Source organism: Oceanobacillus sp. FSL W7-1281 (assembly GCF_037969835.1).
GTDB lineage: Bacteria > Bacillota > Bacilli > Bacillales > Amphibacillaceae > Oceanobacillus > Oceanobacillus oncorhynchi.
Window position 1 is genome coordinate 503833 of sequence record NZ_CP150214.1, and the last position, 20144, is coordinate 523976.

Annotated in this window: 24 protein-coding genes; 19 read left to right on the top strand and 5 right to left on the bottom strand. The window is 39.5% G+C overall.

What is annotated here, in order from left to right; all coding sequences use genetic code 11:
- Positions 1 to 8 precede the first annotated feature (8 nt).
- Positions 9 to 935, bottom strand: a complete 927-nt coding sequence (locus MKX55_RS02630) for an ATP-binding cassette domain-containing protein (RefSeq protein ID WP_339235866.1) — start codon at positions 933 to 935, stop codon at positions 9 to 11.
- Between the two features lie 128 nt (positions 936 to 1063).
- Complete coding sequence (locus MKX55_RS02635) at positions 1064 to 1672, bottom strand: TetR/AcrR family transcriptional regulator (RefSeq protein WP_339235869.1); 609 nt, start codon at positions 1670 to 1672, stop codon at positions 1064 to 1066.
- A 478-nt stretch (positions 1673 to 2150) separates the two neighbouring features.
- Here MKX55_RS02635 and MKX55_RS02640 point away from each other — a divergent pair, with 478 nt between their 5' ends.
- The 8 genes from MKX55_RS02640 (at position 2151) to MKX55_RS02675 (ending at position 9246) form a co-directional block, all read left to right on the top strand.
- Positions 2151 to 2819 (top strand): response regulator transcription factor, encoded by a 669-nt coding sequence (locus MKX55_RS02640; protein ID WP_339235871.1) that lies wholly within the window; start codon positions 2151 to 2153, stop codon positions 2817 to 2819.
- 8 nt (positions 2820 to 2827) lie between these two features.
- The gene (locus MKX55_RS02645; protein WP_339235873.1) at positions 2828 to 4183 is read left to right on the top strand and encodes a HAMP domain-containing sensor histidine kinase; all 1356 of its coding nucleotides are present in this window, start codon (positions 2828 to 2830) and stop codon (positions 4181 to 4183) included.
- Positions 4184 to 4226: 43 nt separating this feature from the next.
- On the top strand, positions 4227 to 4721 hold the full coding sequence (locus MKX55_RS02650) for an NUDIX domain-containing protein (protein ID WP_339238394.1): 495 nt from the start codon (positions 4227 to 4229) through the stop codon (positions 4719 to 4721).
- A 137-nt stretch (positions 4722 to 4858) separates the two neighbouring features.
- Positions 4859 to 5770 carry an ABC transporter ATP-binding protein gene (locus MKX55_RS02655; protein ID WP_339235876.1) on the top strand — a complete coding sequence of 304 codons (912 nt, stop codon included), beginning with the start codon at positions 4859 to 4861 and terminating at the stop codon, positions 5768 to 5770.
- Positions 5767 to 6477: an ABC transporter permease gene (locus MKX55_RS02660; protein ID WP_339235879.1), complete on the top strand. Its 711-nt coding sequence runs from the start codon at positions 5767 to 5769 to the stop codon at positions 6475 to 6477. The genes MKX55_RS02655 and MKX55_RS02660 overlap by 4 nt, the downstream gene beginning before the upstream one ends.
- Positions 6478 to 7206, top strand: a complete 729-nt coding sequence (locus tag MKX55_RS02665) for an ABC transporter permease (RefSeq protein WP_339182184.1) — start codon at positions 6478 to 6480, stop codon at positions 7204 to 7206.
- A 95-nt stretch (positions 7207 to 7301) separates the two neighbouring features.
- On the top strand, positions 7302 to 8282 hold the full coding sequence (locus tag MKX55_RS02670) for a zinc-dependent alcohol dehydrogenase family protein (RefSeq protein ID WP_339235882.1): 981 nt from the start codon (positions 7302 to 7304) through the stop codon (positions 8280 to 8282).
- 91 nt (positions 8283 to 8373) lie between these two features.
- Positions 8374 to 9246, top strand: coding sequence for an AraC family transcriptional regulator (locus MKX55_RS02675; RefSeq protein WP_339235885.1), 873 nt, complete (start codon positions 8374 to 8376; stop codon positions 9244 to 9246).
- A gap of 109 nt (positions 9247 to 9355) precedes the next feature.
- Here MKX55_RS02675 and MKX55_RS02680 read toward each other — a convergent pair whose 3' ends face one another.
- On the bottom strand, positions 9356 to 10480 hold the full coding sequence (locus MKX55_RS02680; RefSeq protein ID WP_339235888.1) for a DUF4352 domain-containing protein: 1125 nt from the start codon (positions 10478 to 10480) through the stop codon (positions 9356 to 9358).
- A gap of 188 nt (positions 10481 to 10668) precedes the next feature.
- Here MKX55_RS02680 and MKX55_RS02685 point away from each other — a divergent pair, with 188 nt between their 5' ends.
- The 8 genes from MKX55_RS02685 (at position 10669) to MKX55_RS02720 (ending at position 15136) form a co-directional block, all read left to right on the top strand.
- On the top strand, positions 10669 to 10968 hold the full coding sequence (locus MKX55_RS02685; protein ID WP_193062717.1) for a Dabb family protein: 300 nt from the start codon (positions 10669 to 10671) through the stop codon (positions 10966 to 10968).
- Positions 10969 to 11064: 96 nt separating this feature from the next.
- Positions 11065 to 11682 (top strand): NUDIX hydrolase, encoded by a 618-nt coding sequence (locus tag MKX55_RS02690; protein ID WP_339235890.1) that lies wholly within the window; start codon positions 11065 to 11067, stop codon positions 11680 to 11682.
- Positions 11683 to 11789: 107 nt separating this feature from the next.
- Positions 11790 to 12662, top strand: a complete 873-nt coding sequence (locus MKX55_RS02695) for a hypothetical protein (RefSeq protein WP_339235892.1) — start codon at positions 11790 to 11792, stop codon at positions 12660 to 12662.
- Between the two features lie 77 nt (positions 12663 to 12739).
- Entirely contained in the window at positions 12740 to 13228 is a 489-nt protein-coding gene (locus MKX55_RS02700; RefSeq protein WP_339235895.1) for a nucleoside 2-deoxyribosyltransferase, read from the top strand.
- Positions 13229 to 13354: 126 nt separating this feature from the next.
- On the top strand, positions 13355 to 13753 hold the full coding sequence (locus MKX55_RS02705; RefSeq protein ID WP_339235897.1) for a GNAT family N-acetyltransferase: 399 nt from the start codon (positions 13355 to 13357) through the stop codon (positions 13751 to 13753).
- A 244-nt stretch (positions 13754 to 13997) separates the two neighbouring features.
- Positions 13998 to 14435, top strand: coding sequence for a hypothetical protein (locus tag MKX55_RS02710; RefSeq protein ID WP_339235899.1), 438 nt, complete (start codon positions 13998 to 14000; stop codon positions 14433 to 14435).
- A complete protein-coding gene (locus MKX55_RS02715; RefSeq protein WP_339235902.1) occupies positions 14408 to 14581 on the top strand; it encodes a hypothetical protein in 174 nt (57 codons plus the stop codon). Before MKX55_RS02710 ends, MKX55_RS02715 begins: the two co-directional genes overlap by 28 nt.
- A gap of 102 nt (positions 14582 to 14683) precedes the next feature.
- Positions 14684 to 15136 carry a DinB family protein gene (locus MKX55_RS02720; RefSeq protein WP_339235903.1) on the top strand — a complete coding sequence of 151 codons (453 nt, stop codon included), beginning with the start codon at positions 14684 to 14686 and terminating at the stop codon, positions 15134 to 15136.
- Between the two features lie 102 nt (positions 15137 to 15238).
- On the opposite strand, the gene MKX55_RS02725 is transcribed toward MKX55_RS02720, so the two are convergent.
- Positions 15239 to 16039, bottom strand: coding sequence for a GNAT family N-acetyltransferase (locus MKX55_RS02725; protein WP_339235905.1), 801 nt, complete (start codon positions 16037 to 16039; stop codon positions 15239 to 15241).
- A gap of 155 nt (positions 16040 to 16194) precedes the next feature.
- Here MKX55_RS02725 and copZ point away from each other — a divergent pair, with 155 nt between their 5' ends.
- The 3 genes from copZ to MKX55_RS02740 all read left to right on the top strand — a co-directional run bounded on the left by copZ (position 16195) and on the right by MKX55_RS02740 (position 19117).
- Positions 16195 to 16401 (top strand): copper chaperone CopZ, encoded by a 207-nt coding sequence (gene copZ / locus MKX55_RS02730; RefSeq protein WP_339182209.1) that lies wholly within the window; start codon positions 16195 to 16197, stop codon positions 16399 to 16401.
- 121 nt (positions 16402 to 16522) lie between these two features.
- Positions 16523 to 18949 carry a heavy metal translocating P-type ATPase gene (locus MKX55_RS02735; RefSeq protein WP_339235907.1) on the top strand — a complete coding sequence of 809 codons (2427 nt, stop codon included), beginning with the start codon at positions 16523 to 16525 and terminating at the stop codon, positions 18947 to 18949.
- A gap of 3 nt (positions 18950 to 18952) precedes the next feature.
- On the top strand, positions 18953 to 19117 hold the full coding sequence (locus tag MKX55_RS02740; protein ID WP_339182214.1) for a hypothetical protein: 165 nt from the start codon (positions 18953 to 18955) through the stop codon (positions 19115 to 19117).
- A 50-nt stretch (positions 19118 to 19167) separates the two neighbouring features.
- Here the strand turns inward: MKX55_RS02740 and MKX55_RS02745 are convergent, their stop codons facing one another.
- A complete protein-coding gene (locus MKX55_RS02745; protein WP_339238396.1) occupies positions 19168 to 20034 on the bottom strand; it encodes an SDR family oxidoreductase in 867 nt (288 codons plus the stop codon).
- Positions 20035 to 20144 lie beyond the last annotated feature (110 nt).

Sequence of the window (20144 nt, forward strand, 5' to 3'; positions counted from 1 at the left end):
CTTTCCTGTTATTCATACTTTTTGTTTTTTGTTATCTGCATAAATACATCATCTAAGGTTGGTTTACGAATACTTATCGAGGCAGGTTCAATTCCATTTTCATGAAGGAGTTGTAATTGTTCGCGCAAATTGTTTACGGATGATAACGGAACAAGAATAGTAAGATTCTTTTCATCTGCTTTTCCAGCCAAAAGCTGCTTGGCAATGGACCAATTTTCTTTTCGATCAGCAAGGTTAATTTCTAGTTTTTCCTCACCCACTAATTTTTTCAATGCTTCTGCTGGACCTTGTTCTACAATTCTTCCCTCATGTAAAATAGCAATTTTATCAGCGAGGTGATCAGCTTCTTCCAAATACTGCGTTGTAAGAAAAATCGTAACACCCTTATTGGAAAGTTCTTGGATAAGCTCCCACATGTTGTTTCGGCTTCTTGGGTCTAGTCCAGTTGTAGGTTCATCGAGAAAAATAACCTCTGGAGAAGCAAGCAGACTGATGGCGATATCGAGGCGTCGTCTCATTCCCCCTGAGTATGTTTTTACGGATTTATTTGCTGCATTTACTAAATCAAATTGATGTAAAAGTTTATCGGTTCGTTTTTTTACAGTAGGTCTGTCTAAATGATTCAAGCGTCCCATCATCATAAGATTTTCTTTTCCAGTCAGTAATTCATCTACAGCAGCATATTGCCCAGTTAAGCTGATTCGTTTTTTTACGCTATTGGTATCTTTGCGTGTATCAAATCCCCCAATGAGAGCGGTGCCGTTAGTAGCGGAAATTAGTGTGGAAAGTATATGGACAGTAGTAGTTTTGCCAGCTCCGTTTTCCCCTAGTAAGGAAAAAATACTTCCTCGTTCTACCTCGAAGCTGATACCTTTTAAAACAGAATGATTTCCATAGGATTTTTCTAAATCTTTTACAGAAATAACAGTATCCAAAATTTAACCTCCTTTTATTGATTGACTAATTCAGTCAATCAATAATTTATAATAAACTCCTCCTTTTGTCAATTCTTTATTTGGAGGAGTTTGGTTTTAATTTTAGGATTGAGAAGTCAGAAGAGAGGTTATCGTGTAGTAATCATTCTGAGCAAAATTTCTACTTTCCGCTCCATGTCCTCTTGCCAAAATGTAATATCATCAGCAATGACACCTGATAAAGTCGTAAGGAAAATTCCAACAAGTTCTTCGGAATCCTCTTGGATAATCTCTCCATATTCTTGACCTTCTTTTATAAGAGGTATAAGGAAATTGATATACATGGTCCCAAGACTATCCACATAATCTTTTACTTCTTGCGGAGTTTCTTCTTTATTACCTGAATTCTGTATAATCCGAAACACGTAACTAGAAGTGGAGTCTGTGGAGGAAAATGCATATAGAACAAATTTTTTAATTTTTTCAGATGGAGACAGTTTATCCTCTTTTAATTCTTCTAAAAAATTGGTTGATGTATTGACAGCAGTTGCCCATTTTAAGCTTTCATACAGAACTTCTTCTTTTGAAGAGAAGTAATGATATATTAATCCATGGCTTACCTTTGCAGCTTTTGCTATCGTGCTTATTTTTGTCAACTTAATGCCGTTGTCTGCAAAAACTTGGAGTGCTGCACTCATAATCTGTTCTTTTCTTTCATGACGTATCTGTTCTAATTGATTTTCGTTTAAAGGTGCCATCAGCAGTGACCTCCATATTCTTTTATTAAAGTAATTCTTTTAATTTAGCTAAAATCTGGTAAAGCTAATCACTCTTAAACATACGAATTCCAGAATCTACATATACACACTTATATAAATACGAACAGCATACTCCATATACTCATATATAATAAGGCTTCTAAACCAGAAAAGCGTTAATCTTTCTCCTAATAATCTATATTCGTTTAAGATTAGCACATAATCAAATAAAAATAAGGTGAAAAGTCCTTTAAGTTAAAATGCTTAAGATAATCATACTTTACCATAAATTTAAATAAATCATAAAAGAAAAGTCAGGTTAATGTTTAAATTTTGTTTAAAAATAGAAATTGTCTATTCTTTTCATTCGTAGAATTGCTATGATGGTTTATAAAGAATGATTATGTTTAATTTAAGAAACAAACTAGAAAAGAAGAAGTAACCATAAGGACACGCATTAGATTATGAGGTGGAATAAATGGCACACATCCTATACATCGAAGACGAACAAGAAATCGGACAATGGGTAACAGAGGATTTAACTGGAAGAGGGCACCAAATAACCTGGCTAACGTCTGGGAATGAATTAGAAAAATATATAAACGAGATAGATCTTGCCATTTTAGATATTATGCTGCCGGGACTTGATGGTTTTTCCATTGGCAAACGAATAAAAAAAGCAAATCCAGACACACCAATTGTGATGTTATCTGCCCGATCGGCAGTAGAGGACAAGATAGAAGGCTTAAGCTTTGCAGATGATTATGTTACAAAGCCGTTCCATCCGGATGAATTAGCTGCGCGAGTCGAAGCATTACTCCGCCGTTTCCAAAAGGAAGAGGATACGATTGAAATCGGACATCTGCAAATCGATACGAGATCATTGGTTATTACTAATAAGCATACAGCGGAAGAGATTTTACTGACAGGAAAGCAATATCAGCTGTTTCAATATTTCATTCGCCATCTGAATCAAATTTTGACGAAGGAGCAGCTTTATGAAGGCGTATGGGGCGAGCGCTTTATGGAAGGAGATAAAACGTTGATGGTGCATATCCGCTATTTGCGTGAAAAAATTGAAGAAAATCCAGCGAAACCAACAATTATTGAGACGATTCGCGGGATTGGATATCGGGTGAAAAAATGAAGCGGTTTTTGAAATCTTTATTAGCAAAATATATATTGATTATCCTCATTGCCATTTTTTTAATACAAGCAGCCTACTTTATTATCATTTTTGTTTTCTTTAATTTAGTAGACGATTCGGATTCCCCAGAGGAAGGGGGGAATACATTTACAGAAATAGAGGAGAAATGGCATCAGGAAGCCACTGCCGTAGTATCGGAAGACGATGTAAATCAACTATTTGAAGAGTGGCGAGAGGTCTATCCAAATGCGTCTATGTTTTGGGTGAATGGGAATGGTATTTTGACTGTACAAAGCAACCTTCAAGAAAACTTACCTGTGGAATGGGACGCAGCTTATACTGCTGATTTCTTAAAAAGAAATTACAATAATGATCCATTTACTGTCGTAGCTTTTGCGGGAGAAAATGAGGAAGATGGTTTTATTGTCTTCCAACTGGAGCGGGAAGTGATGAAGCCCCAAGGACAACGCCTTTTTGATCAGTATAGCTGGGCTATTGTTATGTTGACGATAGGTGTTGTGTTTTTGTTTATTTTTATATCCCTATGGTTTTTCAGAGGAATTCGTAAACGTCTTGTCCACCTGCAAGAAGCTATGGAAATTCGAGATACAGATGGGTTACCGATTCTTATTGAAGAAAAGAAACAAGATGAGATTGGGGATTTAGAGAAATCTTTTAATCAAATGGTACAGGAATTAAGGGCAAGCAGAGAACGTGAACAAGAAGAGGAACAGCTGCGTAAAGAACTGATTGCTAATTTATCACATGATTTACGTACACCTTTAACTAAAATAAACGCACAAGCCTATACATTGCAGAAAATGGATTTGCCAAAAGAGGCGAGGCGTTCTCTTAAATTGACGTCAACATCGATTGAAGACGTGGATAAATTAATCGAAAATCTAATGTCTTATACGTTGCTTATGGCGAGTAAATATAAGAAGGAATTAAAAGAAATAGATATGATGCGTTTTCTCCGTCAATATTTAGCGACTTGGTATCCGGTTTTTGAGAAGGAAGGGTTTGAAGTTGATATTGACATAGAACCTTTTGAACAAAATATGTGGAGAGTAGATTCATTGTGGTTCAGCCGGATTTTAGATAATCTGCTGCAAAATGTTCTGCGTCATGCGGCAGATGGCAAATATATAGCGGTGCGGACTGAGTCAACGGAGCACCACGATGCCATTGTTATTATAGATAAAGGAAAAGGAATGCAGACGAGTACAAATCAAAACGGTGCTGGGATCGGTCTTTCTATTGTTGATATGATGGTAAAAGGTATGGACCTGGATTGGGAGATGGATTCTATGGAAGAAGGTACAACGATAAAAATTAGTAGAGTAAAAAGAGCTGATGATTAAAACTTATTCTGATTGTAGAAATTCTCATGAAGGAGAAGCGGTGATGAAAAGTATTTACGTATATTGGGGAAACGGAAAAGTAAAATTAACTTGGATGCAATATAACGAACTACCTGAAAGAGAGGTTATAACGAGTGCGCACGGCTTCTGCTTCAAGGATAATAAATTGCTTTTAGTTCATTTAAATAATAGGGGCTGGGATATACCAGGGGGACATATTGAAGGAGGCGAAGCATATGAAGATTGTTTTAAACGTGAGGCATATGAAGAAGGTTATATTGCAGGAAATTGTTCGCTTTTAGGATATATCGCAGTAGACCATACCGAAAATATCGAATGGAATTCGGAAGGGTCTTATCCGAAAGTTGGTTATCAGGTGTTTTATCGTATGGATGTTCAGCAAATTTATGAATTTAAAGCCGCTCATGAATCGAGAGATAGAATATGGATAAATCCGAAAGATATAAAAAAATATATTAAAAATTGGACTACATTACATCAAAGTATTTTAGATGTTGCAATGAAAAGAGACGGGTGATATAAACTGTCTCTTTTTTTTGGCATTTCACCAAGCAAGATAACTTAATAATTCCAGCTTTTTTAACCAAATTTTAAACAAAGCATATACTTCATTTTAACCTCGTACCTCTATCCTTGAAAATAGAGGTGATAATCATGGAATATATCGTAGAAACAAAGAACTTAACGAAATCATTTGGAAAAGAAAAAGCAGTGTCAAATTTAGAAATGAAGATACCAAAGGGAGAAATCTATGGCTTCCTTGGTCCTAACGGGGCTGGTAAAACGACAACAATCCGTATGCTGTTAGGGTTGATGCGGCCAACTTTCGGCTCTGTTCAATTATTTGGCGAAGATATGAAAAACAACCGGATAGACATTTTGAAAAATGTTGGGTCATTGGTAGAAAACCCTTCTTATTATCCGCATTTAACTGCTAAAGAAAATTTAGAAGCAAGCAGAAAAATTCTTCATGCACCAAAGGAAAGAATAGATGAAGTATTGAAGCTGGTCCGCCTGCATGGTGTTGGGAATAAAAAAGTAAAAGGTTTTTCACTTGGAATGAAGCAGCGTCTCGGGATTGCTGCTGCCATGCTGCATCAGCCGGAGCTGCTCATTTTGGATGAGCCTACAAATGGACTGGATCCGTCCGGTATTATTGAAATGCGTGAATTGATTCAAAGTTTGCCGAAAGAATATGGGATGACGGTATTAATATCCAGCCATTTATTATCCGAGATTGACCAGATGGCTACAAGAGTAGGTGTTGTATCGAAAGGGAAAATGATTTTTCAGGATTCTATCGAAACCATGCGTAAAATTGCACAAGCTTCGATTCAAATAAAGGTAAATGATAATGAAGCAGCTTGGCGTTCAATGCTTGCCAATGGACAAAAAGCCGATTTAGGAGAAGAACATATCAATCTGCAAGTGGAGGACGATGAACAGGTAGCTGCTTCCATTGACTACCTCGTCCAGCAAGGCTTTTCTATCTATCGGGTGCAAGAAGAAACACGGTCTTTGGAGAATATCTTCTTGGAGATGACAAAGGAGGAACATGCAGAATGATTTTTCCACTGATACAAGCGGATTTTTTAAAGATAAAGCGTAAAGGATTATGGCTGTTGTGCCTGATTGGACCTGTAGGAGTGGTGGCGTTGCAGATGGTCAATTATGGGGTCCGAAAAGATTATTTGTTTGACCAGATGGATGATCGCTGGCTTTACTATCTTTTGAATATCAATACATTTACCCCGCTTGCGATTGTTTTGGGGATTGTGATTTTAACATCTTTTATGGCAAGTATTGAAGATGAAACAAATGCATGGAAGCAGTTAGTTGCTTTGCCTGTATCCAAACGGTCAGTATATCTATCTAAGTTTACGGTAACCAGCTGTATCTTATTTGTATCTTCCGTCCTTTTATTCCTGTTTGTATTTGGTTACGGTCTGACATTGGGATTAGGAGCAGATATTCCGTATTTACGATTAATGGAGTACAGTTTTTTACCCTTCTTTGCTGCGCTGCCGGTATTGGGACTGCAGCTATGGGTAGCTACGATAAGTAAAAATCAGGCTATCCCGGTAACTCTAGGAGTGATTGGTGTTATTTTTGCATACTCAGCTCCACTTTTACCTGATTGGGTGATGTGGAAATGGCCGGCACTATCGAATGATTGGGGACATTCATATATCAATGCCTTGTTAGGAATCGGCGTTGGGTTGGTGCTGTACTTGCTGGGAATGATTGATTTTAAGAGAAGGGACGTTAAATAAATGTTTTCCGTAATAAGTTCTGAATGGTATAAACTGCGAAAGTCAAAAGTACTACTACTTCTATTAGTGGCACCGCTGATTGGATTATTTATTGGATTGTCCAGTCCGTTAGGCGATATAGGGGCACCCAATCCATGGTATGAAAAATTGATAATGATGAATTTTACCTACGCTGTTTTATTCCTGCCGTTAATTTCAGGGGTCTTAGCTAGTGTGATTTGCCGGTACGAGCATCAGGAAGGAGGTTGGAAGCAGCTGCTGGCGCTGCCAGTGACAAGGGGAAAAGTCTTTCTATCTAAATATCTATTGCTGCTGCTTTTGGTGTTTGCGATGCAATTATTGTATCTGATCTCTATTTATCTGGTTGGAATAATAGAGGGAATCACTGATCCTTTTCCGATGGATATTGTCTGGAAAACGATTGTAGGAGGCTGGCTGGCCACTTTTCCATTAATTGCTTTACAGTTATGGGTTTCGATCGCATTTAAAAGCTTTGCCGCCCCATTCGCGATAAATGTGATTTTTACATTACCAACGGTTTTAGTTATTAATTCGGAGCGTTTTGGCCCATATTATCCGTGGGGACAGCCATTTCTAATGATGAATATTGGCGGAAGTACAGGAGATGTTTTTTTTGTTCCATGGGATCAAATATTAATGGTGATTGGCGGCAGTTTTCTATTGTTTTTTATTGGAGGTTATCTTTATTTCCAAAGAAAAGCGATTTAATAAGAAGAAACACAAAAGGAATGGCAGTCGTCTGCTGTTCCTTTTTCCATTATAATAGGGAGAAGGCAACGTTTTAAAAGAGAGGATATCTTAAAGTGCGAAACAGATATATTTATTGTGATTCATTTGGTAATCCTAATGAATTATTAAAAATAACAGACAAAGAAATCACTCCCCCTGAAGCAGGAGAAGTACTTGTACGCATGTTAGCCAGACCAATTAACCCATCAGACTTAATCCCGGTAAGAGGAAGCTATTCACACAGAATTCCTCTGCCTTATATTCCGGGCTACGAAGGCGTTGGAGTTGTAGCCGATGTTGGAACTAATGTCAGCAAAGAGCTAATAGGCAAGCGTGTTTTACCATTACGGGGCGAGGGGACATGGCAGGATTTTGTCCGGGCGCCAGCTGCATTTGCTGTATCTGTGCCGGAATCCATTAATAATATACAGGCTGCGCAACTATATATTAATCCTTTGACGGCTTGGGTTACGCTGACAGAGATATTGAAATTACAGTCAGGTAGTGTGCTTTTAGTTAATGCCTGTGGGTCAGCGATAGGACATTTATATGCGCAGCTTGCAAGAGTTTTAAATTTACATTTGATTGCAGTTGTGAGAAATGATAAACATACACAGAAACTTTTAGAGCTTGACGTTTCTGAAGTGGTAGATACCTCAAGCCAATCGCTTTTTGAAACGGTGATGGACAAAACAAATGGAAAAGGAGCCGATGCGGCAATTGATTCATTAGGAGGCAGTGCTGGTTCCGATTTAGCTGGATGTTTGCGCAATCAGGGACATTTTTTAAGTATCGGCTTGTTGTCTGGACAGCAGATGGATTGGGGAGCCTTTGCAGATAAAGTGAAAATGAATATTTTTCATTTAAGACATTGGAATAAAAAGGTAAGTCAGGAAAAATGGCAGGGGACCTTCCAGCAAATCTTCAGGCTTGTGGAGAAGAAAGAGCTGCTGCTGGGTATTGAGAAAGCAAATTATGATTTGGCAGATATAAAGCAGGCATTGGATACACTTACCGATGGCAGAAAGGGTAAAGTAATCTTATCCAGCAGCTGAAGATGTTTTTCCGATAAAACCCGTTTCTTTTTTGTCGAGTGATTCACCGGAGAAGTCTCTATACTTGAATCAATGGAAGGAGGGAAAGGAAATGCAAAGCAGCATGAACGAAGCATTTCAGTATATTGAGGAGCATCTGGATACAGAAATCGATGAGAAAGAAATTGAAAAAATTACTGGTACGTCGATTTATCATTTCCGGCGTATGTTTTCTTTCTTAGCCGGGATGACGCTGACTGCCTATATTCGTAATCGGAGGCTTTCCAATGCAATGTTTGATCTGCTGCGAGAGGATGTTAATGTGACAGATACTGCCTTTAAGTATGGTTATCATTCTGTCGATGGTTTTTCCCGCGCATTCCGGGAATGGGCAGGATGTAAACCTTCTGAAGTGAAGCATCAGCAAAAGCAGCAGCTTAAAGCTTTTCCGAAACTAACCTTCCAACTAACGATTCAAGGAGGAGCAGATATGAATTATCGAATTGTGGAAAAAGAAGCATTTAAAATAATTGGTGTCAGTAAGAGAGTGCCAATGCAGTTTGAAGGAGTTAACCCAGAAATTGAAAAGCTGGCGCAAAGTATTACGGAATCTCAAAAAGGCAAAATGCATGAGCATGCTAATTTAGAGCCTAGACAAGTAATTAATGCTTCGTATCATTTTGATGAAGGCAGAATGAAAGAAGAAGGATATTTAGAGCATATGATTGGTGTATTGACAGATGAAGAAGGACCGTTTGGCGGGCTGGATGTGCTGGAGGTACCTGCCCATACTTGGGCTATTTTCTCTTCACAAGGACCGTTCCCTCAAACGATGCAGGAAACATGGGCAAAAATTGCTGCTGAATGGTTTCCTTCCTCAGATTATGAACTAGTCAAAGCACCAGAGATTTCGTTTGTAGAAGATTATAGCAATCTTGATAATGTGTATAGTGAGATTTGGATGGCTGTGCGGAAAAAAGGTTAGAAAGAACATTGACATGAGAAAAAACGAGGTGCTGCTTTAGAGCGCCTCGTTTTTCATAATGATGATATTTGTTTTGGAGATTCATAAAGGATGCTTCCCTTACGATATGTTAACCCTCCAAATTATAATCAACCCACATCCCGTAATCCGGAAATGTAAGCAGGGATGGATTTGGAAAAAGCAGCTGAACATCCTCGACATCATCACTGACTATTTCATAATAGACGGTTCCTTCCAGCGTTTCACCTGGACCAATTTTTCCCTCAGGTCCTTCATATAAATCTTCGACAGGTTGTCCATCGATTACAAGGTGATTAGAACTGTTTGCTCCTTGACCATCTACCAGGCCTTCTACATGCGGCTGTGGAAATTTATGATATAAAGTTACATCTTCATCAAGTTGATTTTCAAATGTCATATCAACAGCAAGCACAGATTCCGTTTCATCTCTTAAATCAAGATTTTCATTCCCTTCATTGATTTCCACATTGCTGATATTCACCTTGAAAAATGTATCTTCTCCATAATCGTTTAAATACATGTCTTCTCCAATATCATAAGTGCCAATCTGATCTCTGCGCTCATCCTGAGGAGTGTGGAAAACAATTTCAGGTATATCCTGCATGAAATTCCACATGAGTGCACCGGCATAGAGTGATTTTTCATCTGCCGCAACAGCTCCGACCAAATCCATGGATTCGCCTTCGTCTAAACTTTCCTGGAAAGACGCCAGCTGGTCAGTGAATGTATCGTTTTCAGGGTAACTTAAATCAAGGTCGAAACTTCCATTAAGAGCTGCATATTCCGGTATAACGTCCCCCATATTAATGGAACGATCCCCGATATTTTCTACGGTATAATCAACAAACGCAACAGCGTCATCCTCTGATGGGGAAGCGATACTTTCTTCAATAAATGCTTGATGATCATCTCCGTCCTCTATCCATATCTCATTAACGGTAATTTCTGCAGGGACACCAGAACTGTATCCCTCGATTTCAAATGTTTCTCCCATTTCATGATAGAGGTCAGAACCTTCTGATTCATCATTTGTAGCTTCTTTCCCCGTACCGTTAGCCGCTGTATCTTCCGTCTCTTCATTTTGATCTGCTGCGGCGCTCGAGTCTTCATTGTTTTCATCGGAATTAGAGCTGCATCCAATCATCAAGACTGCGAAAGCAATGAATAAAAGGAGCGTTCGTAAAAAACCTGCTGTTCTTGCTGTTTTGTACATTGCCGTACTTCCTTTCTTAATAATTTTTAGAAATTTGAGCAAATAATCTTTGTTCTTACCTTATCATTTAAAGACAATGGCATCAAATAATTCTAAAATATGTGAATAATATAATTATGTTATGGATGTCCCAAAAGGACAGTATATGATAAAATTTTAGTATATAAAATGAACAGGAGCTGTTAGGCATGATTAAACATATTGTACAATGGAATCACCGTGAAAATTTTAGTGAAGCAGAGAAGAAGACCAATGCGGAGAAAATTAAGAACGAGTTAGAGAGTTTAAAAGAGAAGATAGATGGTGTTGTTTCTATCAAAGTCATTATTGATCCGCTGGCGACAAGTGACCGTGATATTATTCTGGATAGTGAATTTGAAACGGAAGAAGCGTTACAGCAATATCAAATACACCCGGAGCATGTCCGTGTATCCGAATTTGTAAAGGAATGTGTGCAGGATCGAGTTTGTGTAGATTATCAACTATAAGCATAGATAGAAGCAGTGTAGAAAGGTTTTCTATGCTGTTTTTTCCTATGTCGCAGCAAGTATACATAAAATGAATCAATGAAAGGATGCAGTTGGATGAGTGATAAATGGCTAGAGTGGGCAAAGCAAATCCAGTCGTTAGCACAGGCAGGATTAACTTTCACAAATGATATGTATGATAAAGAGCGGTATGAACAGCTGCGTACCTTAAGCATCGAGATGATGAACGAATATACGGACCACGATTTTGAATCTATCCGTGATTTATTTGCTAATGAAACAGGATATCAGACTCCAAAAGTAGATGTGCGGGGCGTGATTTTCAAGGATAATCGTATTTTAATGGTACGTGAAAAGATTGACGATGCTTGGGCATTGCCGGGCGGTTTTTGTGATGTCGGTGAATCTCCAAGAGAAAATGTTACTAAAGAGGTTCAGGAAGAAGCGGGTTTTCATGTTGAAGCCAAGAAGCTGCTGGCTGTTTTTGATACGAATAAGCATGCGCATCCGCCACAGCCTTACCAGTATTATAAATTATTTATTCAATGCGAGATTATCAGCGGGAAAGCCAGCTTAGGCATGGAGACTAAGGGGAATGATTTTTTTGCAGAGGATAACCTGCCTAATCTTTCATTAAACCGGAATACAGAAACACAAATCAAACGTTTATTTGAATTTTTAAGAGACCCGGAGAAACCGGCATTATTTGATTAATACCATCCGGATGAAGCATTGCTTCTTGGGAAGGAGAGAATATTTCTGCTGTTCTAAATTTCTTGTAAAACATGTCCATGTCCTTTAGAATAGGGATGTTTTCTTATATGATGAGGTATGCACAGGAAGAAAAGAATTCCTGGCAATCCGAAAGTAAATGGAATGATCAAAAGTGGAAACACATTGATATAGAAGCAAAAAGGAGAGTAGACATGGACCGGACGAAATTAAGCTCGGAAAGTAATCGATTTATCGAAAAACTGCGGCTGTATTTATTTTCTCAAGGGATTGAGCAATCGGATATTGAAGATGTTGCAGATAATCTGGCACAGCAGCTTTATGAGATGGAACTGAATAATGAGCCGATTGAACAAATTACCAATCAATCCCCGCAGGAATATGTAGACAAGCTGAAGAAAGAAGTGGGTGAAAAAAAGAATCCGTCGGTATCTTGGCTGATACCTTATATGCTGATAGGCGCGATTGTTTTTATGCTGTTTGGGGATGCCTTACGCGGGGTATTATATGGAGAAATTGTAGCATACAGCCTCTTTAGAATCCTGAGTACTGTGGTTATTGGACTATTATTTATCATTGGTTCTGTATTTGCGGTGCGGTACACTTCTGGAAATCAGTTATCTGAATCTAGGAAATATGGAATGCTCGCTATTCCGGCAGTGATAGGCATGCTTTTATTTATAGCGGCTTATTTTATAGATGGTTATGTGGAAACGTCGCTGGTTACGATTCCATTCGCAGGTAGTATGATTTTATTAGGAGTTGTAACAGCAACAGCGATACTGCTGTCTGTTTGGGCGAAAACATGGATATTGCCCGTTATTTTAATAGCTTGGAATTTTCCGCCCTTGATTTTGGAAAATACACCGCTTGGAGTAAATATGCAAGCGTTTCTGGGTATTATTTTAACGGTGTTGATTGTAGGGGCTTATATTTATTTAGAGTTTCAAGAAGAAAAATAGCTGTAACCAGACATATTTTGTTAGAATGTAAGCAATGGAAGATAAGCAGGAATCAAAATAGATAAGAGGTGCTTGAAGTGAAGGGTTACTTGGCAAATGGTTTATTTTCGATGGGTGATCGATATGTGAATGAACAGCTGGCAAAGGCGATTCGTGAGGCTGTTCCAGAGATAGACTTATATCTCCCGCAGGAAAATGCGGTAATTAATGATAAAACGGCTTATGCCAATAGTGAGATTATTGCAGAAGCAGATTTATCCAAATTGGAAAAGAGTGATATTTTAATCGCAGTACTGGATGGTGTAGAGATAGATTCTGGCGTAGCTGCTGAGATTGGTGCTTTTTCGATGTTGAACCGTCCGATTGTCGGTGTATTTACGGACACCCGTCAGCAGGGCAGAGATAATCAGAAAAAGATAGATGCGCTTGTGGAAGATGCTTTAGAAAATCAATTTGTTTATCGCAATTTATTTTTAGTAGGCTTAGTTAAGCGGAATGGTGTGATTACCTCTACGATAGAAGAGGCTGTAGAAGCTGTACTAGAGGTAAAGGATAGACAGCTATAATGCTTTTTAGAGAAAATCAAAATCGTCCTTCATGCTGCTATGTTGGGCGGGCTTGATTTTCTCTTTTTTATTGATGTCCTCCATCCTATATAATGAATAAACAGAAAATGTTGAAGAAGAAGGGTTATGTCAAAAATGGAAATAATTACCTTAGAGCTTTTATCCGAAGAATACATGGATCGGCTGTATCAATTTGAGCTTCCAGAAGAGCAGCATCAATTTACTGCGCTGCCGGAAGAGGTCGCTGATCTGGCTGAAGGTCAGCATGGCGTTATGATTATGAATCACGAGGAGCCGGTGGGTTTTTTCCTGCTGCATCAGACAGACCGTGTAAAAGAATACACCGATAACCCTCATGCTATCCTTTTGACTGCGCTATCTATTGATCAAGCTCATCAACGCAAAGGGTATGCCAGAAAAGGAATGCGGTTACTGGAGGATTTTGTGAAGGATACATTTCCTGAATGTGATGAGATCATTTTAGCAGTTAATCATAAAAACACAGCTGCACAAAAGCTTTATTAGCACGTTGCATTTGCAGATACGGGTATACGAAAAGAAGGTCCTAAAGGAGAGCAATATATTCTAGCTTTAAAGCTCAGGTAAATCGAGTAAAAAATATTCCTGTTTCTAGCTATTGTAAAAACACAGGACAATTGTATTGTTATTGAAAGAAAGTAAAAGAATAGAATGAAAAATCAGTTCCTTTTCCCTGTTGATTTCCAATCTCGCTATGCTATTTTTAAAAGGAAAAGATGGGAGGAAGAAAATGAAAAAAACACTTGGTTTGATAACAGGAATGATACTGGCTTCATTTGTACTGGCTGCGTGTGGAAATGATGAAGGTAATGAGAATAATGCTTCTGACAATGAACAGGCAGAGGAAAGTGAGCAGGCTGAAAGTGGTGAATCTGCCGGCGATGGAGAAGAGGGTACAGAAGAAGAGCAAGAGCAGGAAGAACTTCAGCCGGGCGATGTAGAATCAGATATATTTTCCGCACTTGTGGCAGGTTCGGAGACGTATTCTGTTCAGGAAAACGGCGTTGACATTTTAGAAGGTGGTTCTGTACATAGCCGTTTAAAGGTAAATCTGGAGATTGATGATGATGACATTGATTTTGATTATATGAAACAAACCGCAGAGGATGATACGGAGATAATTGGAGAATTATTAGGGAAGTGGAAGCCGTTGAAACAGCTGAACTGACGTGGTTATTTAATTACCATGGTCCGTTTTACACCTTTCAATTAGAGCGGGATGGCGATAAATTAATGGTTACAGAGGAAGATTTTAACGGAGACCAATTAAATGAGCATATAGAATCGTATGTCCCTGCGTCAGAAGTAGAATAAGATTTAGATTATCTGCAAATATAGAATTCATTGCTCCGACAGGCGGGGAGAAACCTTTTTCAAGCGTGTGAAAGGTATAATCTAAGTGAGGAGGAAACGAATATGAGTAACGTATTTACTGCATACGAAAGTACGATAGCCGCTGTTTCCGAACTGAAAAAAGTAGAGGAACAGACATTGAACACTACTATAAAAGAAGATGCCTGGTCGATAAGAGAAATTATTGGTCATATGTATTATTGGGATGACTACAATCTCCATAATATGGTTTCCCAAATGCATCCAGAAGCGAACCTGCCGGCATTTCCGAATCACGATGCACAAAATGAAAAGGCGATTCAATCGCTTGAGGGAAAAACCGTTTATGAAATAATAGATTTATTTATGGAACGGAGGAAGCAGCTGTTAGAGAAGATTAGAACGGTTGATAAAAATGATAGATTTACCATCGGAAGCGGAAAGCGGAAATTTTCAGCAGAGAGCTTCCTTAAAATGTTCACAAAACATGATGAGCATCATTTAAAACAGATAAAAGACTTTCTGGCTGCGGCTTAAGCGGCAAAAAGCGATCCGGCGGGCAGGTTGATTCATTGCTTGTTGGATCGCTTATTTTTAAACAGCCTATTATGGCAAAGGGCGCTTATTGTATGAAAGCATTCATTTAAAGTTAGCATATACTTTCAGCTTCCCGATGGTTTCAAAGCCGAGCTTTCGATAAATACCCTCCGCTTCCGGAGAGGCTTGTAAGGTACAATATTCAGCCCCTGCAGCTATAGCAGTCTCTATCAGATGATACATCAGCTTTGTACCCAATCCGCGTCCTCTTTCCCTTTCTAACACAGCAATATCATAAATTCCTGCTGCGTTTTCCGTAAACAATAATGAACCAATAGCAACCGGTTTGCCCTGGTAATAGCCAAGAAAATGCTGTGACTGTTTATGATCTGTAAAGCTATGCTGTGCAGCACGATGAAAATAATGATTGATTTGTTTTTCTTCCGCTGTCTCCTCATACAGGCTGGCCAGAATCGTACCGAAAGTAATCAGTTGTTCTGGAGCAGTAACTTTTTTAAATTGAATCGTTGTGTCCTTATGAGGACCCCCAGGATGAAAAGCTGTCAAATCAGCAATCATTCCTAAATAATCTGTTTCGTACTCAACTAACCCAGCTTTTTTAAACATACTGATTATCTCCGGTTGGTCTTCCCATCCCCATACATTCATGGGGTATCCTTTAGTTTCGTACATCTTCACTATTTTCTGAAAATGTTCCAGTTGGGGGAACGGGGTGTCTTCGGATAACGTGATTACGTTAAAATTATAAGAGGGGAGATGGGCGTCGATATAAGTAAAGCCGTGTTCTTCGTAAATTACAGCTTCTTCTGTTTTACTTGCAGCTGCTTTCGATTTTCCAGTTAAGTTATGCATCATGATTTGCTTCTGTTCTTTCTTATCCATCGTCCCACGTCCTTTTCTGACAAAAGATTGTTCTTATTTTATCAATGGTAAGCTGACTGTGTCCATGATTCCTGAAAAGAAATTAAATCATCCTCTTGACAATACCTATGAGGGGTATGTTATGATGGATATAGAACGTAAGGGAGGTTAGAAACATGGCTAACGAAACGATTCAAGTTCAAGGTATGTCTTGTCAGCACTGCGTGAGTTCTGTTGAAGGTGCTGTAGGCGGACTGGACGGCGTAGATACAGTGAACGTTCATCTTCAGGAAGGTAAAGTGGATGTTGCCTTTGATGAAGGGAAAGTAAAGCTGAACGATATTACTGAAGCAATTGAAGATCAAGGTTATGATGTTGTTTAAATAGGAACACATCTAATTTAGAAGATTTTTTGGATATTTTTATATAGATCGTGCGAGAGATTCCGCACGATCTCCTTTATAAATAATTACATACCCTGTGTAGGTATGGGAGGGGCTTTAAATGGAAGCTAAAAAAGAAGTCACATTGCCTATTGAAGGAATGACATGTGCGGCTTGTGCTACCCGAATTGAAAAAGGCTTGAAGCGGGTAGACGGTGTAGAAGATGCCAATGTTAATTTTGCGATTGAAAAATCAACGATTCACTATAATCCAGAGCAAACATCGGTAGCGGATTTTGAAAAGAAAATCGAACAGCTCGGCTATCATGTTCAGCATGAAAAGCAGACCTTCGATGTAGAGGGAATGACATGTGCAGCTTGTGCGAATCGGATTGAGAAACGTTTAAATAAAATAGACGGCGTGACAGAAGCCAATGTCAATTTCGCATTGGAAAATGTGGCGGTTGAATATAATGAAGATCAAGTAACGTCCCAGGATATGATGGAGGTTGTGAAGAAGCTCGGATATGCCCTTAAACCTCAGGTATCCAAGGAAGAGACGTCAAACCGGAAAGAAGAGGAGATTCGTCATCAGACCGGAAAATTTATCTTCTCCGCTATTTTGACGTTCCCGTTATTATGGACGATGGTGACGCATTTTTCCTTTACATCGTTTATTTATTCACCGGATATGCTGATGAATCCATGGGTGCAATTAGCGCTGGCCACTCCCGTGCAGTTTATTGCAGGGAAGCAGTTTTATGCAGGGGCTTATAAGGCACTAAGAAATAAAAGTGCAAATATGGATGTGCTCGTTGCTCTAGGGACATCGGTAGCCTATCTCTATAGTATTTTTCTCGGAATAGAGTGGCAGATACAAGGTGCAGCCGGCATGCCTGAACTTTATTTCGAAGCTGCTGCGGTGATTATTACGTTAGTTCTGCTTGGGAAATTATTCGAGGTACGTGCTAAGGGACGCACTGGTCAGGCGATTAAAAAGCTGTTAGATATGCAGGCAAAAACAGCCCGTGTTATCCGTGACGGGGAAGAGCTGGAAATTGCCATTGAAGAAGTAGCTGTCGGTGATCAGGTTATCGTCCGTCCAGGAGAGAAAATACCTGTTGATGGAGCAATTGTCAAAGGAAAATCAGCAGTGGATGAGTCAATGATTACCGGTGAAAGTATTCCGATTGATAAAAACATTGGGGATACTGCAATTGGTTCTACCATCAATAAAAATGGCATACTGACAATCGAAGCAACGAAAATTGGAAAGGATACCGCACTAGCGCAAATTGTAAAAGTCGTAGAGGAAGCGCAGGGAAGCAAAGCGGATATTCAGCGGGTAGCAGACCGTGTATCTGGAATCTTTGTCCCTGTAGTTGTCAGTATTGCGGTTGTGACATTCCTTGTCTGGTACTTCTTGGTTGCTCCAGGAGATTTACGTGCAGCTTTAGTTCCTGCGATTACCGTTCTGGTTATTGCTTGTCCATGTGCACTGGGACTGGCGACGCCGACATCGGTTATGGCCGGCTCAGGCAGAGCTGCGGAATTAGGCGTTCTGTTTAAAGGCGGAGAGTATCTAGAAAATACACGTATGATTGAAACAATTGTACTGGATAAAACAGGAACCGTCACCAAAGGAGAGCCTGCTTTGACAGATGTTATTCCTCAAGGAGATATTACCAAGGAGGAGCTGTTAAAAATGGCAGCTTCTGCTGAGAAGCATTCGGAGCATCCGCTTGCAGAAGCCATTGTTAAAGGTGCAGAAGAAGAGCATATTGATTTAATCGAAACGACAGATTTTGAATCGGTGCCCGGAGCAGGTATTCAAGTAACCTGGGAGGGAGAGCCTCTCTATATTGGAACAAGAAAATTGATGAAGCAGCAAAATATCGAAATTGGTTCCATCGAAGAAAAAATGACGGAGCTTGAAGCAGCAGGAAAAACGGCAATGCTTATTGGCTATAGAGGTACACTGACCGGAATGGTTGCTGTTGCCGATACAGTAAAAGAAACATCAAAAGAAGCAATTGAACGTTTGCATGAACAAAACTTGGAAGTCATCCTGCTTACAGGAGATAATGAAAGAACAGCGCAGGCCATTGCCAAAGAGGTTGGTGTCGATCGTGTCATTGCAGAGGTCTTGCCAGATCAAAAAGCAGACGAAATTAAACGTCTGCAGCAGGAAGGCAAAAAAGTAGCAATGGTAGGCGATGGTATTAACGATGCTCCCGCCTTGGCAATTGCCGATATTGGAATGGCAATTGGTACAGGAACCGATGTCGCCATAGAAGCAGCAGATGTGACGCTGATGCGCGGTGATTTACACAGTGTGGCTGACAGTATTGAGCTAAGCGCCAAAACAATGCGGAATATCAAGCAAAATCTATTTTTCGCCTTTGCCTATAATTCTGCATCTATTCCAGTTGCTGCGATCGGGCTATTAGCTCCTTGGGTTGCTGGCGCAGCGATGGCGTGCAGCTCTGTATCCGTTGTGCTCAATGCACTCAGACTTCAGCGGTTGAAGCTGAAAAGGGAGGCGTAATCGATGTCGATTAAAAAATGGGTGAGTATAGGGGTTATCTACGTATGTGTTGTTGTTATTGCATATGGCGTGATAACAGGGAATAATCCATTTGAAAGCAATGATTTAGAGCCTCATGATCATGCCGCAACGCAAGTTGTAGAAGTAAATTCGACTGATTTTATATAGAGATAGATAACAGCCTGTATTCTTTCATCGAGAATACAGGCTGTTTTTTATTAGGAAGATGTCCAGCTTCCTCCATTAATATGAATAGCTTGTCCAGTCATATAAGAAGCTTCTTTGGAGGCAAGCATCACATAAGGCCAAGCGTGCTCTGATGGTTGACCGGGCCGTCCCATTAAAGAATCTTGTCCAAATTGTTCCACTTTCTTTTCGTCAAATGAAGATGGAATCAACGGTGTCCACACAGGCCCAGGAGCGACGGTATTCGCTCGAATTCCTTTTTTAGCAAGACTTTGTGCAATACTTCTAGTGAAAGCAGTAATCGCCCCTTTGGTTGCCGAATAGTCCATTAATGTGGCATTTCCTTTATAGGCATTGATGGAAGAGGTATTAATGATTGAATCTCCTTGTCCCATATGCGGAACAGCTGCTTTCGTCAGATAAAATTGCGAGAAGAAATTCACGCGGAATACTTCTTCAAACTGTTCAGAAGGAATATCTTCTACATTTTCCTGATCAAATTGGATGGCAGCATTATTGACTAAAATATTGATGCCGCCAAATGCTTCTACTGTTTTTTGGACTAAATCAATACAATGAGCTTCTTCTTTGATATCTCCAGGAAGAAGGAGACATTGGACGCCCTCTGCTTCGACTAGCTCTTTCGTTTCCTCTGCATCTCCGTGCTCATCTAAATAAGAGATGGCCACATTTGCTCCCTCTTTCGCGTATAAAATAGCAACAGCACGGCCAATTCCGCTGTCACCGCCGGTAATCAGCGCATGTTTTCCTCTTAGTTTATCTGTACCGGTATAGCCTGTTGGCTGATGTGGGAGCGGGTTCATTTTCGATTCAATTCCCGGCTGCTTATCTTGTGTTTGTCTTGGTGTACTGCCTTTTTGCATTTCTGTCGGTTCCATCATACGTTCCTCCCTTTTTTCAGTTTCCAAGTATGTATCAACATTTTTCCACTTATGGGCGTTTTATAAACATTTTAATTTGAAAAGGCATATCAAAGAGATGAATAGAA

What these genes read in the sequence shown, in the direction of transcription:
- MKX55_RS02635 (WP_339235869.1), bottom strand. Translation starts at nt 1,672, where the DNA reads ATGGCACCTTTAAACGAAAATCAATTAGAACAGATACGTCATGAAAGA.
- MKX55_RS02640 (WP_339235871.1), top strand. Translation starts at nt 2,151, where the DNA reads ATGGCACACATCCTATACATCGAAGACGAACAAGAAATCGGACAATGG.
- MKX55_RS02650 (WP_339238394.1), top strand. Translation starts at nt 4,227, where the DNA reads ATGAAAAGTATTTACGTATATTGGGGAAACGGAAAAGTAAAATTAACT.
- MKX55_RS02655 (WP_339235876.1), top strand. Translation starts at nt 4,859, where the DNA reads ATGGAATATATCGTAGAAACAAAGAACTTAACGAAATCATTTGGAAAA.
- MKX55_RS02660 (WP_339235879.1), top strand. Translation starts at nt 5,767, where the DNA reads ATGATTTTTCCACTGATACAAGCGGATTTTTTAAAGATAAAGCGTAAA.
- MKX55_RS02665 (WP_339182184.1), top strand. Translation starts at nt 6,478, where the DNA reads ATGTTTTCCGTAATAAGTTCTGAATGGTATAAACTGCGAAAGTCAAAA.
- MKX55_RS02675 (WP_339235885.1), top strand. Translation starts at nt 8,374, where the DNA reads ATGCAAAGCAGCATGAACGAAGCATTTCAGTATATTGAGGAGCATCTG.
- MKX55_RS02680 (WP_339235888.1), bottom strand. Translation starts at nt 10,480, where the DNA reads ATGTACAAAACAGCAAGAACAGCAGGTTTTTTACGAACGCTCCTTTTA.
- MKX55_RS02685 (WP_193062717.1), top strand. Translation starts at nt 10,669, where the DNA reads ATGATTAAACATATTGTACAATGGAATCACCGTGAAAATTTTAGTGAA.
- MKX55_RS02690 (WP_339235890.1), top strand. Translation starts at nt 11,065, where the DNA reads ATGAGTGATAAATGGCTAGAGTGGGCAAAGCAAATCCAGTCGTTAGCA.
- MKX55_RS02695 (WP_339235892.1), top strand. Translation starts at nt 11,790, where the DNA reads ATGATGAGGTATGCACAGGAAGAAAAGAATTCCTGGCAATCCGAAAGT.
- MKX55_RS02705 (WP_339235897.1), top strand. Translation starts at nt 13,355, where the DNA reads ATGTCAAAAATGGAAATAATTACCTTAGAGCTTTTATCCGAAGAATAC.
- MKX55_RS02710 (WP_339235899.1), top strand. Translation starts at nt 13,998, where the DNA reads ATGAAAAAAACACTTGGTTTGATAACAGGAATGATACTGGCTTCATTT.
- MKX55_RS02720 (WP_339235903.1), top strand. Translation starts at nt 14,684, where the DNA reads ATGAGTAACGTATTTACTGCATACGAAAGTACGATAGCCGCTGTTTCC.
- MKX55_RS02725 (WP_339235905.1), bottom strand. Translation starts at nt 16,039, where the DNA reads ATGGATAAGAAAGAACAGAAGCAAATCATGATGCATAACTTAACTGGA.
- copZ (WP_339182209.1), top strand. Translation starts at nt 16,195, where the DNA reads ATGGCTAACGAAACGATTCAAGTTCAAGGTATGTCTTGTCAGCACTGC.
- MKX55_RS02735 (WP_339235907.1), top strand. Translation starts at nt 16,523, where the DNA reads ATGGAAGCTAAAAAAGAAGTCACATTGCCTATTGAAGGAATGACATGT.
- MKX55_RS02740 (WP_339182214.1), top strand. Translation starts at nt 18,953, where the DNA reads ATGTCGATTAAAAAATGGGTGAGTATAGGGGTTATCTACGTATGTGTT.
- MKX55_RS02745 (WP_339238396.1), bottom strand. Translation starts at nt 20,034, where the DNA reads ATGGAACCGACAGAAATGCAAAAAGGCAGTACACCAAGACAAACACAA.